The 12,926-nt window shown below is 64.9% G+C and carries 16 protein-coding genes; 7 read left to right on the top strand and 9 right to left on the bottom strand.

All coding sequences use genetic code 11. The features are described from left to right. Nucleotides 1-13: 13 nt before the first annotated feature. On the bottom strand, nt 14-826 hold the full coding sequence (locus H7K34_RS06510) for an SDR family NAD(P)-dependent oxidoreductase (RefSeq protein WP_264061023.1): 813 nt from the start codon (nt 824-826) through the stop codon (nt 14-16). 93 nt (nt 827-919) lie between these two features. On the opposite strand from H7K34_RS06510, the gene H7K34_RS06505 reads away from it, so the two are divergent. The 3 genes from H7K34_RS06505 to H7K34_RS06495 all read left to right on the top strand — a co-directional run bounded on the left by H7K34_RS06505 (nt 920) and on the right by H7K34_RS06495 (nt 2,925). Next, entirely contained in the window at nt 920-1,909 is a 990-nt protein-coding gene (locus H7K34_RS06505) for an NAD-dependent epimerase/dehydratase family protein (RefSeq protein WP_264061022.1), read from the top strand. An 11-nt stretch (nt 1,910-1,920) separates the two neighbouring features. Further along, a complete protein-coding gene (locus H7K34_RS06500; RefSeq protein ID WP_264061021.1) occupies nt 1,921-2,496 on the top strand; it encodes a TetR/AcrR family transcriptional regulator in 576 nt (191 codons plus the stop codon). A gap of 108 nt (nt 2,497-2,604) precedes the next feature. Next, nucleotides 2,605-2,925: a DUF732 domain-containing protein gene (locus H7K34_RS06495; RefSeq protein WP_264061020.1), complete on the top strand. Its 321-nt coding sequence runs from the start codon at nt 2,605-2,607 to the stop codon at nt 2,923-2,925. A gap of 7 nt (nt 2,926-2,932) precedes the next feature. Here H7K34_RS06495 and H7K34_RS06490 read toward each other — a convergent pair whose 3' ends face one another. Genes H7K34_RS06490 through H7K34_RS06480 form a run of 3 tightly spaced genes read right to left on the bottom strand, consistent with a single transcriptional unit; the run spans nt 2,933 to nt 5,983 of the window. Continuing rightward, the gene (locus H7K34_RS06490) at nt 2,933-3,607 is read right to left on the bottom strand and encodes a helix-turn-helix domain-containing protein (protein WP_264061019.1); all 675 of its coding nucleotides are present in this window, start codon (nt 3,605-3,607) and stop codon (nt 2,933-2,935) included. Between the two features lie 52 nt (nt 3,608-3,659). Next, nucleotides 3,660-4,433, bottom strand: a complete 774-nt coding sequence (locus H7K34_RS06485; RefSeq protein WP_264061018.1) for a methyltransferase domain-containing protein — start codon at nt 4,431-4,433, stop codon at nt 3,660-3,662. Then, on the bottom strand, nt 4,430-5,983 hold the full coding sequence (locus tag H7K34_RS06480) for a GMC family oxidoreductase (RefSeq protein WP_264061017.1): 1,554 nt from the start codon (nt 5,981-5,983) through the stop codon (nt 4,430-4,432). The genes H7K34_RS06485 and H7K34_RS06480 overlap by 4 nt, the downstream gene beginning before the upstream one ends. A gap of 259 nt (nt 5,984-6,242) precedes the next feature. On the opposite strand from H7K34_RS06480, the gene H7K34_RS06475 reads away from it, so the two are divergent. Next, a complete protein-coding gene (locus H7K34_RS06475; protein WP_264061016.1) occupies nt 6,243-6,692 on the top strand; it encodes a hypothetical protein in 450 nt (149 codons plus the stop codon). A 35-nt stretch (nt 6,693-6,727) separates the two neighbouring features. Here H7K34_RS06475 and H7K34_RS06470 read toward each other — a convergent pair whose 3' ends face one another. Then, nucleotides 6,728-7,369, bottom strand: a complete 642-nt coding sequence (locus tag H7K34_RS06470; RefSeq protein ID WP_264061239.1) for a DUF1345 domain-containing protein — start codon at nt 7,367-7,369, stop codon at nt 6,728-6,730. Nucleotides 7,370-7,776: 407 nt separating this feature from the next. Here H7K34_RS06470 and H7K34_RS06465 point away from each other — a divergent pair, with 407 nt between their 5' ends. Further along, entirely contained in the window at nt 7,777-8,049 is a 273-nt protein-coding gene (locus H7K34_RS06465; protein WP_264061015.1) for a DUF732 domain-containing protein, read from the top strand. On the opposite strand, the gene H7K34_RS06460 is transcribed toward H7K34_RS06465, so the two are convergent. Further along, nucleotides 8,046-8,558 (bottom strand): Rv2253 family sensor-like surface protein, encoded by a 513-nt coding sequence (locus H7K34_RS06460; RefSeq protein WP_264061014.1) that lies wholly within the window; start codon nt 8,556-8,558, stop codon nt 8,046-8,048. The genes H7K34_RS06465 and H7K34_RS06460 overlap by 4 nt on opposite strands. A gap of 77 nt (nt 8,559-8,635) precedes the next feature. After that, nucleotides 8,636-9,196 carry an NUDIX domain-containing protein gene (locus H7K34_RS06455; protein WP_264061013.1) on the bottom strand — a complete coding sequence of 187 codons (561 nt, stop codon included), beginning with the start codon at nt 9,194-9,196 and terminating at the stop codon, nt 8,636-8,638. A 41-nt stretch (nt 9,197-9,237) separates the two neighbouring features. Between H7K34_RS06455 and H7K34_RS06450 the strand changes: the two genes are divergently transcribed. Continuing rightward, the gene (locus H7K34_RS06450) at nt 9,238-9,609 is read left to right on the top strand and encodes a nuclear transport factor 2 family protein (RefSeq protein ID WP_264061012.1); all 372 of its coding nucleotides are present in this window, start codon (nt 9,238-9,240) and stop codon (nt 9,607-9,609) included. Between the two features lie 34 nt (nt 9,610-9,643). Here H7K34_RS06450 and H7K34_RS06445 read toward each other — a convergent pair whose 3' ends face one another. Next, entirely contained in the window at nt 9,644-10,108 is a 465-nt protein-coding gene (locus tag H7K34_RS06445; protein WP_264061011.1) for an SRPBCC family protein, read from the bottom strand. A 186-nt stretch (nt 10,109-10,294) separates the two neighbouring features. Here H7K34_RS06445 and H7K34_RS06440 point away from each other — a divergent pair, with 186 nt between their 5' ends. After that, nucleotides 10,295-12,028, top strand: coding sequence for an NAD-binding protein (locus tag H7K34_RS06440; protein WP_264061010.1), 1,734 nt, complete (start codon nt 10,295-10,297; stop codon nt 12,026-12,028). Here the strand turns inward: H7K34_RS06440 and H7K34_RS06435 are convergent. Continuing rightward, nucleotides 12,025-12,903, bottom strand: a complete 879-nt coding sequence (locus H7K34_RS06435) for an LLM class flavin-dependent oxidoreductase (RefSeq protein WP_264061009.1) — start codon at nt 12,901-12,903, stop codon at nt 12,025-12,027. The genes H7K34_RS06440 and H7K34_RS06435 overlap by 4 nt on opposite strands. Between the last annotated feature and the right edge of the window lie 23 nt (nt 12,904-12,926).

The following is a 12,926-nucleotide window of genomic DNA, read 5'->3' as shown; positions in this document are numbered from 1 at the left end:
TTTCTTCCTCGCCCTATGTAGTTGTCGGCCCGAGCGCGTATGCGCCGGTCTCCGGGTGGTGATACCAGCCGCTGGCGGCATGAGTGCCACCGTCGACGTGGATCGTTTGGCCGGTGACGTAGCTGGACATGTCGGATGCGAGAAACACTGCCGCGCCTGCCATTTCGTCGACATGGCCGGCGCGCCCCATCGGAACGGTGAGTCCGAATCGCTGCTCGGAACCCGGTGGCGCAATCGCCTGGATGCCTTCGGTCAGAGTGATGTCGGGGGCCAGCGCGTTGACCCGGATGCCGTGTGGGGCAAGTTCGAGCGCGGCGGTCTTGGTGTAGTTGATGACGCCCGCCTTGGCCGCCGCATAGGTCGCATAACCGGGCGCGGCGCGCACGCCCTCGATCGAGGTGACGCTGATGATGCTGCCGGGCAGTTTCTGCTCGACGAGGTTGCGGGCCACCCGCTGCGTACACAGGTAAACGTGGCGCAGGTTGGACTTGTACAGGGCGTCCCAGCCGTTTTCGGTGGTCTCGAGGATCCCCGACCAGAAGACTCCGCCGGCATTGTTGACCAGGATCGTCACCGGCCCGAGCTCACTGGAGGTCTGCGCCAGTGCGGTATCCACCGCGGCGCTGTCCCGGACGTCGACGGGGATGCCGAGAGCACCGATCTCGTCTGCGGCCGACGCGCACGTTTCGGGGATGCGCTCCCAGATCGCCACCCGCGCGCCGAAGGCCTTCAGCCCTGCCGCGATGCCCCGGCCGATGCCTGCGCCACCGCCGGTGACCACCGCGACGCGATCGGTCAGCAACACGCTTGAGGGATCGAGTGTCATGCGGTTGACTATAGAACCTTCCTACTTCGAGGTTTACAGTTCTCACTAATTATGTTCGATATGTAACGTGCAGCAAGCCCAAGGGAGGCCGCGATGGCCAGCACGATCTTCGTCACCGGCGCGACCGGCCAGACCGGCGGCAACGTCTGCGAGCAACTGATTGCGCGGGGCGACCACGTCCGCGCCCTGGTTCGCAATCCCGATGAAGCCACCGCGCTGGCCGGGATCGGCGTCGAATTGGTCAAGGGCGACATCAGCGACGCCGACGATGTGGCACACGCGGCCAAGGGTGCCGAGGCGGCGATCCACTGTGCGGCATTGCTCGGCGGCGCGAGTCAGGACCTCGCGGACTTCAAGGCGGTCAACACGGTCGGCACCACCAACGTCCTGGATGCGGCCAAAGCCCATGGCATGCGTCGGGTCGTTGCCCTGAGCACCGCCACCTTCCTCGACTTGAGCACCGGCCTCGACTTCGAAGATGCGCCCATTCTGCAAAACCCGCCCAACGACCCCTACACCGTCACCAAGCTCGCCGCTTTCCTGGAAGCCCACCGGCGCGCGGCCGCGGGAGACGACGTGCTGACCTGCCACCCCGGCGCGATCTACGGTCCCGGCCTGGTCGTCGAACGCGCGTTGCACCGCACCAGTTTCAATCGGGTGCTGTTGGCAGGCATGCGCGGAAAGATCAAGCGCTATTTGGCTTTTCCGGTGACCTGGGTCGCCGGAGCGGACGTCGCGAAGGGCTCGATCGCCGCATTGGACCAGGGGGCGGCCGGTGAGCGCTACCTGTTGGTCGGCCGGCCCGAAGACACCTTCAGTACCGCCGGCGGCATCAACCGCGCCTGCGAGATCGCCGAAATCGAGCACCGTGTCCAGGATCTCGACTACCGCACCGACCCCGAGGCGCTGACTGCCGAATTCGGGCCTACCTTGATGGCCATCGCGAAGGCCGCGGCGGGCAGCGCGCGCAGGACCAGAACCAAAGATAACCTGACCACCCGGCGCCTTGGCTATGCGCCCATGTCCTTTGACGACGGACTGCGGCTGCTGATCTCGTGGCTACGCAACCTCGGCAAGTTGTAGGGGCCGCCACGGTGCCGCTCGCCGAATCGCGTAAATCCGGCTCAGATCATGGGGATCTGGCCGATCGAATCCTGGACGCGGCCCAGCGGCTGGTGTTCCGGACCGGCGCACGCAAGATGTCGCTGTCGGACGTGGCGACCCTGGCCGGGGTGTCACGGCCCACCATCTACCGCTACTTCGTGTCCAAAGAAGACCTGATCGACGCGATGGGAAAACGCGAACGCCGGCGCTTCAGCACCGCGATGGAGGACGCGACGTCCGGAGTCGTCGGCGTCGCACGATTGGAGGCGGCGGTCGACGCGGTCGCGAGCTTCCTCGAGGCTCAGCCGCCGGGGCGGCTGCTCGACCTCGAGCCGGGCTTCGCGCACGACCAGATGGCCGCGGCGCTGCCCATGCTTGCCGAAGGGCTGGTCGAGGTTCTGCAGCGTTGTGCCCGCGAGGGGGCGCTGGCCGCAGCCGTGGATCCCCGCGACCTTGCCGGCGCCATCGCGCGGACCGCCTTGAGCCACTACATATTTCCCGAGACCGATCGCGCCGCGGCTCGCCAGCAGATCCGGGCTGCCGCCGGTCTTTCCCGCCGCGGCTGAGCACCGGGCTCGAATCCTGCCCGGGACCCAGTTTTCGCTGTGCCTTCATACGCGCGCCGCTTTGGCATCGCACACTGAGCTATGTCCTCATCTCGCTGGCTGGCCCGCATGACCGTCCCCGCAATGGTGGGTGCCGCCCTGGTCGTGAGCCCTCCCGTTGCGACTGCCGATCCCGTCAATGACGCGTACCTCGCTCAACTGCGCGCCGCCGGCCTCAGCTGGGCGCCCGGACACGACGCCGCCATGATCGGGATGGCGCAGCTCATCTGCGACGACCTCGGCTGGGGCTGGACGCCAGACCAGATTGCCCGGGACGTGCACGCCAACCTGGACCCACGGGGCATTGCGGTCGGCGACGTCGGATCCATGGTCGGCATCGCGCACGCGACCTATTGCCCTAACCAGAGGTGCTGGGCGCCCCACTGCTGAGCATTCGTTACGCCAGCTGGCTTTCCCATCGACTGACATCCTCGAGGATCAGCGACGCCATCTTGTCCAACGGACGTTTGAGCGATTCCACCGCCCGGTGATCGGGCAGAGCCAGCCCGAGGACCGCGATGTCACCCGACGGGAGCACGAACGGCATAGCGATACAGCAGCATTCCGGATGCACCACTCGATGCTCAGCGCAGAGTCGCCCGGTTTCAAGCGCTTCCCACATCGCCGACGCCGGATGTCGCGGCGCCATGGTTTGTTCGACAGCAGTCATTACCTGTGTCGTGAGGCGTCCGCACGTACTGGCCAAGGGTCGCAGCGTGTCCGCCGACTGCAGACACAGACTCAACGTCGCCCCCGTTGCGCGTGTCATGGCGTAAAGCCGCTGCCGGGCGATGCTGCTCAGATCGCGGTCTCGGCGGTCGAGATCGTGGAATCCCACGGCGAGCACCCATTTGCGCTCGCGCCGCTCGACGATGTTCTCCCGGGCCATTTGCTCCAGCAGCCGATGCGCCGTCGTCTTGGGAATACCGACCGCGGCTGCGAGCCTGCTGACTCCGACCGGCCCTTGCATCCGCCCCAAGACACGCAGCATCGCGAACGCGCTGCGCACCAGCCTGCCTTCTCCGGCCCCGTCATCTGTTGCGGCACTCTCGTCAGTGACGTGCAATCCCACGCAGCACACAACACGTGGACTCCACGTCCGATTCCAAATCCGACTCCTGCGGTCAGGCGCGGCGGCCGATTCCGGCCATCACGATCGGGGTGAAGATGCGCATGCTCTGGTCGGCGAACCGGGCAGCGGTCGCATCCGCATCAGCGACAGTCAATGCTCCCGTCGCGACGACCTGCTCCCGGATGTTCTCGAACGAAAGCTTGAAGAATTCGAAGCCCGGCGACTGCGCGTCGATGATTCGGGTGCGGCCTTCGCCCCGAACATCGGTCAAACCGGCTTCAGCGAGCTCGTTTACCACTCGACGCCCGAACGTTCGGTCGAAGCCGGCCAGCTCCATTACTCCGAAGAACGCGCGCACGGTCGCGTCGAGGTACGGCTGATCACCCAAGCTGTAGCAACTGAACTCGTAGTCCTCGATGACTATCCAGCCGCCCGGGCGCAGCACCCCGACGAGTTTACGAAGAATGCTCCTGCGATCCGCGAGGTGCTCGAGCACGAGTCGTGCATGCACAAAGTCGAACCCACCCGGAGGGAGGTCGTCGCTTCGAATGTCCAGGCGCCGGACGTCGACGGAACCCGACGCGAGGTGCTCGATGAATCGCGTATCGATGTCGACCGCGGTAACCGCCGCGCCACGTCCGACCATCCATTCGACTAAGGAGCCCCCTCCGGCACCGACTTCGAGACATCGCGACCCGACGCCAAGTCCGAGCTCATCCAGCAGCGACTCGCTACCCGGGTCCCACAAGGCTTCGATGGCGGCGAGTCGAGCACGCTCCGCAGCGTATTCGCCACCGTACAGGTAATCGCGCGGTTGTTGTGTCATAGCAGATCACCACCGCAAGAAGCGATTTCGTAGTCACCGCCGAAGTAGATCAGATCCGCACCGCGCTCGGCGATCGCGTACACGGTCGCCGCCGGGTTGTTCGATGGGATCGACGGCATGACGGAGGCATCAACCACACGAAGGCCATCGACCCCGTGTACCCGCAGTTGCGCGTCGACGACGCTTTCGGCCGTGCTGCCCATCGCGCATGTCCCCACCAGATGGAAGTACGAGGCAGCGGATCGCTGAATGTAGCGCCGAAGCTCAACGTCTCCTTCAACTTCGGACCCCGGCGCGATCTCCTCGGCCCCCCACACGTCGAGTGCCCTCGCAGTGCCGATCTCGCGGGCCAGCCGCAGCCCCTCGATCATGGTTTTCATATCTCGTTGATCGCCAAAATAATTCGGGTCGATCACGGGAACGGCGTCCAGTCCGCTCCCGGCGAGCTTGACGCTGCCGCGGCTAAACGGCCGCATCACAGCCACTCCGAGGACGTAACCGCCAAGGTCTCCGAGTCCCGGAACATCGGCTGAGTCGACGCCGAAGATCTGGATATCCGGTGTGCCGCCGCTTGATTCGCCACAGATCAATCCGAGAAGCTCACCGTGGTTGTTTCGTCCCGGCGGGACGGTCCGGGCAGCCCGGTATACCAGTGGAACAATGGGGTGGTCGTGCAGATTCGAGCCGACTCCCGGAAGATCCAGCAGGACCTTGACGCCGGCCGATCGAAGGACGCACGACGAGCCAATACCCGAAACCATCAACAAATGCGGCGAGCCAATAGCCCCCGCGGCGAGAATGACCTCGCCGGCCTCGGCAGTCGTGCATCGACCATTCTCCGCGACGTGCTGAACGCCCGTGCATCGACCGCCCGCTATCAGCAGTCGACGAACCGTGGTGTTGGCAAGGAACGTGAGGTTGGGCCTATCCAGAGCCGGCGTCAGATACGCATCGGCCGCGCTCTGCCGCCGTCCGTCCACGATGTTGAGATCGGTGAACCCGAAGCCGACCTCCAGGCCACCACTGATATCGGTGGCATGACGGTAGCCACGCTCGATTGCCGCGTCCAGACAGGCCACCAGAACCGGATTCGGCGGATCAGCGGGAGCGACGAACAGCGGACCGTGGCGGCCACGCAGCATGCCGTCCCGGTTGGCCGCTGTCTCGCTGCGCTTGAAATATGGCAGCAGGACATCGAAATTCCAAGTGTGCGAGCCATTCTCACCCCAGTCGGCATAGCTGTCACGGTGACCTCGAGCGAATACCATCGCGTTGATGGCAGACGATCCACCGATGCCTCGCCCACGCGCCAGTGGCAAAGTCCTGCCACTGTTGGATTGCACGCTGGTGACGTCGCCCCAAGTGGCCTCGCTCTCAGTCAGGCTGGGCCATGCCGGCGGACTCGCACTGGCCGCCGGCGGCGTCGAATCGCCTGCCTCCATGAGCAACACGCTGATGTTCTCGTCTTCGGTGAGCCGGGCCGCCAGAACCGATCCGGCTGTGCCCGCACCGACGACGATGAAGTCGTACTTCGAGCCTTGCGCTGACATAGACATCCCTCCGAGACGCGCTGATGCATCTAGGAATAGGCGACGAGGCCCCGGCGTCCCAACCGCCCGTTTCGCCTGACGGAACAACGCCATGCGCTACACGGCAGCCGGCTCGGACGCTGGCCAATTTCATAGAAATTTTCGGGTCCATTCGCCGCTCTGTCTTTCAATTCAATATGCGTCCAGGTGCGACCGGGAAATCCGCTCGAGTTAGCGGATACGTTCATCTCACGTGGCCAGCGGCCAAGGGAGACAAGACATGAGGCCCAACAAGATGAGGATCAGTACGGCCATCGGGGCGACGCTATTTATTGCCGCCGTGGCAATGCTGCCGGCGCCAAACGCCTCGGGAGAGCCAGTGGCGACGGCCGACGACGCGAAGATGAACGGGGTCTACCACTACGCGGACGAGGACGGCGATACCGGAACCTGGACGATCAACACCACCTGTAAGCAGGTCTGCGTCGCGCACGTTTGGACTGCGCCGGGCCAAGGATTCAACGCCCCGCTGATCGACGGCCAATACACCGTTACTCGCACCATCCCGGAGGCCGCGATATGCAGCAACGATCTCAGCCAGCATCCGGTGACGGTTAACCAGACGTGGGACCCGCTGACACTCACCGGGGTTGCTCTCTTCTTGGACAGCAGCGCGCCCTGTGGTCTCAGCGACCCGCACGATACCTTTACTCTCACGAAAATCAGCTAGCACCAACGGCATCGAGGCGAGACGCTCGGCGTCGATCACACCTTGGAGCTCAGCCCCGCAATCAAATTGATCGTTACCGCCAGAACAACCGCGCCCAACAAGTAAGAAATCATTGCGTGTCGCAAGACCGTTCCTCTGATGGACGTCAAGTTGATCTCGGTGTCTGATACCTGGTAGGTCATGCCGACGGTGAAGGCGACATAGGCGAAGTCCCGGAACCGCGGCGGCTCCGGGTCATGGAAGTCGATACCGCCCGGATCGCCGGAATAGTAAAGCCGCGCGTAGTGCACGGTGAACAGCGTGTGCACGGCGAACCACGATGCCGCAACGGTCAGAATGCCGACGATGGCGGCTTGGATGGCCTCGGCACCGGAGCGCGACCCGGCGGCCACCACATATCCGACACCGCCCAGACTTGCCACGCTCGCTGACAGAATCACCGCGTCGGCGAGCCAACGCGTGGGGTCTTCGCGAGTGGCCCAGATGCAGGTTTGATCAGCATCCATGCCGCGCAGGATGAGCTGAGTCCACACCACATACACTCCGGCGGCGGTGATCCAACCAACGACCGCGAAGCGCCCACCGTTGGCATGAGCCACCGCGATCGCGACGACCACCCCGAGAACCACGACAACGAATATCCGAACCGCGGCGGTGTCGCGGAACAACTTCACCATGGACGTCACAGTTCCGACCTAACCACCCGGTCGCGTTGTCGGATAGCGACACTCGGGGGAAATTCCGAAATGACATGATTGCAGCAGGTCACTATTTCACGAGTATCCAAGCAAGGCACCTTTTTACGTCGCAACCTGGTCATTTGCCAAACGCCGCGGCGACTTTCGATCAATCCCCCGGTCTGCTTTGCCGCCCGATGGCCCCGCGCACACCCCTTCCGGCGATGTATCCGTTAGGAGCAGAAGGATCTCGGGTCCAGGGACTCACCGGCGAGGGCGGCGCAAAGACTTTGCCGGCTTCGTCAATTCGGCGCGCAGGCCCGCTTCACGGACCGCATAATGATGCCGTTGTACCGCCCCTCCCAGATAAGGAGCCGAACGTGATTTCTGCTCGTAAACTGTGCTTATTGAGCGTCCCCGCTATTGCTGCAGTCTCGTTGACCGTGGGCACCGGGGTCGCGGTGGCCGACGACGACGGGTACCTAGCGCAGATTAAGAAGATCGGCCTCACCGGGGACAGCACCGCGCTGATTCAGCTCGGGCATCTGATCTGCGCCGACCGCGCCAACGGCGATACCCCAGACCAGCTGGCCCAGGTGGTGCAGAAGCAAAACCCGGGGATCAGCCTCAGCGACGCGACCGGCGTGGTGAGCGCCGCCGAGTCGAACTATTGCCCCTAAGTCGCAGATAACGCCGCCACCGGCATCTCCACGGTTCCGCGACACGGGCCGCTGGTGATGTCGGTGTGCCAGGTGCCGCGCAGCGTCCCGTCCGGCTGCGGCGTGTAGAACGCCCACGACTGCGCCGGAGCCCAGACCTTCGGCACGCCTTCCCCCATGTAGCAATCCCACTGAAAGTCGAAGTGCTCCACCCACCTTGCTCCGTCCCAGACGTAGCGAGACGGCTGGGGCAACGTCGGGTTCTTGGGGACGGGTCCATTCGTGGCCGTCGCGACGCAGTTGCCCGACGAACACGACGTGACGAAGACGTAGTCAGCACTGAACGTGGGTTCGGCTTGACCGGCCGCCACGCTAGTACCCGTCTTGTTCACGGCGTATCTCACCAGCGAGTACTTGCCATTCCACACCGGGTTGGCCGCGTGTACCGAGACCGCAGGCGTGCCCAGCGTCGTGAACACGCCGAGCACCACCGCCAGGGCGCACCTCCAACGCGAACACACCGTGCCCATGGTGCGGATTCGACGACGCGATGCGATATCGGTGCGGACACGATCGCGCCCTAACGGGCTCAGGCCGACTGAAAAAGTCAACGTCCGTCCAGCAGGAACAAGCCGTAGGCCGCAACCGACTGCGAGTCGACAATCACCCCGGAGCGGATCATCTGCTCGACGTCTTCGCGCGAGAACCACTCGCTGCACATGTCCTGCTCCTCGTGCTCGCGCTGTGTTTCTCCCTCGGATATCCCGGTGGCCAGGAACACCCAGCCGCGCTGACTCGTCATTCCGGGAGCGACATCGAGCAGACCGAGCGCTTCGAACGACGTCGCGCTCAATCCGGTTTCCTCGCGGAGTTCACGCGCGGCCAGCTCGGCGGGATCGGCGTCGGCCAAATCGGGTGCCGTGCCCTGCGGAAACTCCCAGCGTCGCGCGCCGACCGGATAACGGAACTGTTCAACCAACCGGAACCGGCGGCCGTCGTAGGGCATCACCAGCGCGTACGTCGGCTTGTCCACCACGGCGTAGATACCGGGGCTGCCGTCCGGACGGCGGATGTCGTCCTCCCGGAAGATCAGCCACGGGTTTCGATAGATCTCGCGCGACGCGAGGCGTTCGATGAAGGGCACGTCGCCCAGTATGAATGCGACCATCCCGACGCGACGGCCGTGGCGAACAGGTAGCGTCCGAAGCCATGCCTTCCCAAGAAGCCATCACCCAGACGGTCAGTAGCTATCTCGCGCACGTTGCCAACGGCGCCACCGATGAGATTGTGAACCTCTACACCGCCGACGCCACGATCGAAGATCCGGCCGGATCGGAGGTGCGGCGCGGCCAGGACGCGGTGCGCGAGTTCTACACGGCGTTCCAAGATGCCAAGAAAGAGACCGAACTTGCCGAACTACGCGTCGGCGGCAACGAGGCGGCGTTCTTCTGGCATCTGACACTCGACGCCGGCGACACTCGCACTCGTATCTCACCCATCTCGTTGATGACGTTCGACGACGACGCGAAGATCACGTCGATGCGGGCATTCTGGTCACCGTCCGACGTTCGCGTCCTGTAGCGCAAAACCGTTGCGGCCGAGGGGAATATGAACGCTATGCCCTTTCGGCAGCATCCCTGATGCGCCGCAGCGTCTCCTCGATGCCCCGGTTGACCTGACGTCCGCGCGGGATCGCCGCTTCGGCCAGTCTGCTGGGCACTGAGCACCACAGGAACTGGAAAGATTCGGTGAGCAACGTTCCCGACGGCAACGGCTGCAATGCGTAGCGCCAGCGGGTTTCCTCGCGACCGGCGCCGTCGTTGACGGTCGTGAAGGCGAATTCACGGCCACGGTCGGCGGTATCGATCACAACGGTTCTTTTCCACCGCAACGGGCCGAGCCGGTTGTACCCGCGAAAACGTGCACCCGGCGCCGCCGCCGTTGCGCCGTCCAACCACTCGCACCGGTAGCACTCCGGGCTCCACTCCCCCATCCGGCTGAGGTCCACGATCAGGTCGTACACCCGCTCGGGAGGCGCCGCGATGGCGATGCTGTGCTGACCGTTTCTGGCTGTGGGCATGACCAGAGTATCCCACCTGCGCGCCCGCAAGCCGAAGCCATGACTCTGCTTGCCGCACATCGGTGTTGACTCCGGCATCAAGGCGACAAGCGACCGTCGCATCGACCATCCGCGCGTTTCGCTGGCAGAAATCGGCACAGTAGCCGATAGTCATAACAACGCGATGCGACGGGAGGTGGGGTGTGCATGCACGGCCACATCATCGTCAGCGGTGACGACGCACTCGCGACGACGATAGCCGAGGAGCTGGAAAACGCCGGCGCAACCATCGCCAAGCTCGTCGATGACAATGTCGCCGACACCAAGGACGATCTCGTCGAGGCTGGGATTGCTCGCGCGGCCGCCGTGGTCTGCGCCGGCGATGACGACGCGATAAATCTCGAAATCGCGCTGCTGGCAAGGAAAGCCAATCCCAATGTGCGTGTGGTGGCCCGGCTGGCCAATGATGTACTGCGCGAAGCGGTTGCCGACGATAACGGTCCCGGCGCCATCCTCGATGTCGCCGAATTGGCGGCACCGTCGGTCGTCGAGGCTGCTCTGGCGCACACCGCGCACCCCTTCGAAGCGGCCGGCATCAAATTTCTGGTGGCCGGTGCCGAAGCGCCCTATGACGCCACGCTGCGCGAGATCTACGCAGACCTGGCGCCGGTGGCGGTGGTCCACGGCAAGGACTCGCCCACGCCCGGGTTGCTCGAGACCTGCCCGGGTCGCGACCTGAAGGTTCGCGCCGGCGACTGGACCACGATGATCGGCACCGTCGAAGAGCTGGCGGCGCGCGGCATCAAGGGCCCGAGGCCGAACACGACACGCATCCGTCAGCGCCGGCTACGGCGCGCCCTTGACGTCGCGCGCGGCCTGCGCAACGACGTCAACCCGATGTTCATGCGCGCGGTCGCAGCGGTGCTGACCGTGCTGATCGGCTCGACGGTGTTGTTGCGCTACTGCTACCAGCCGCACGCGAAAATGACCTGGGTCGACGCGTTGTACTTCAGCACCGAGACGATCGCGACGGTGGGCTACGGCGACTTCAGCTTCCTGTCACAGCCCACCTGGCTGCGACTGTTCAGCATCATGTTGATGTTCGGCGGGCTGACCACCACCGCTGTCCTGGTCGCGTTCATCGCCGACCTGCTGATCTCGCGGCGCTTCGCTCACACGGCCGGCCGCCGGCGCGCGCGCCACCTGCGCAATCACGTCGTCGTCGTCGGGCTGGGCTCGTTCGGCAGCCGCGTCAGCGCCGACCTGACCGCCGCCGGATACGACGTGGCGGTGATCGAGCTAGACGAGAACAATCGCTTCCTGTCGACGGCCGCCGAACTCCGGGTGCCGGTGATCTTCGGGGATGCGACGCTGCGCCAAACGCTGGAAGCGGCCCGTGTCGACACCGCGCGTGCGGTGGCGGTGCTGACCCGCGATGACATGGTCAACATCGAGACCGGGATCGTGCTGCGCGAGATGTTGGGGCCGCGGGTCATGCCCAAGGTCATCCGGCCCGACATGCCGATCGTGCTGCGCATCTACGACCGTGCGCTGGGCGCCGCGGTGGCCGAGCGGTTCGGTTTCGACACCGTCCGTTCGACCGTCTCACTGGCCGCCCCGTGGTTCGTCGGCGCCGCGATGGGCCTGCAGGTGCTGGGGACATTTTCCGTCGGGCAGCGCTACTTCATGGTGGGCGGTATGCACGTGGCAGCGCGCAGCGAGCTCGACGGCCTGCGGATGTTCGAACTGTCCACGCAAACCCGCGTTATCGCGATCACCCGAGAAGACGCCCCGGTGCAGCTACACCCGCGTCGCGACGCCCGGCTGCGTGCCGGCGACACCGTCTACCTTGTCGGTCCCTACCGCGAATTGGTGGCGACGCTGCAAAAGGGCCGACCGCCGCAGCAACCGGATATCGGTCGCGAACGCCTCGGAGCTTAGAACCACGCGGCGACGTCCGCGGCACGGCGCACCTGGTCGATGTCGGAACTGGTCGGAATGAGCTGAACCTCGTCGGTGCCGATCTCTTCGAATTTGCGCAACACCGCCGCCAACTCGTCCTCGTTGCCGGCCCAGCCGGTCGTCGGGGCCATCGCGTCGACGTACTGCGCAGGTATCCAGTTCATGTAGCGCAGCAGATGACGATGGACCTGGGCTCGGGACTGCTCGGGTGCGCCAAAGGCGAACCAGAACGACGTCACCAGATGGGGTTTGGGCTTGCCGGCTTGCGCCCACGCCGCCCGCGCGACGTCGAAAAGCTCATTCTGCTTGTCGACGTCCAGGTCCAAGGTGGTGCCGGCCAGCCCGTCGGCCCAGGCGGCCGCGCTGCGGATGGTCTTCGGCCCGATGCTGCCGACGAACAGCGGCGGACCACCGGGCTGAACCGGGCCGGGTCCGACCGGGAGCACCGACTCGGTGATCTTTTCGCCGGCCCACACCCGCTTCATCACCGCGACCCGCTCGGCCATGTCACGCATCGTCTGCGTCGACGGGTCGGCGCCCACCGCGTGGTAGTCCTCATGTCTGCCGCCCACGCCGATGCCGACCGTCAGCCGCCCGCCGGACAGCATGTCCCCGGTCGCCAAGCCCTTCGCCAACATGGTCGGATCGTGCAGCTGCGGCACGATCACCGTCGTCATCAGCCGGACCCGTTTGGTCCAGGCGGCGAGCGCACCGAGCAACGTGAGGTTATCCGGGTTTTCGAACGCGATGCGCTCGCCCCAGCACAGCGACGAGAACGGCCCCTCGTCGATCTCACGCGCCCAGGACTCCAGCACCATGGCATCCAAATCCGGCTCCATCACGGGCATTGTCATTGCTATCCGCACGACGGCGATTC

The organism is Mycobacterium montefiorense (genome assembly GCF_025823255.1).
GTDB classification, from domain to species: domain Bacteria; phylum Actinomycetota; class Actinomycetes; order Mycobacteriales; family Mycobacteriaceae; genus Mycobacterium; species Mycobacterium montefiorense.
This window is presented reverse-complemented; position numbering and strand designations above follow the sequence as displayed.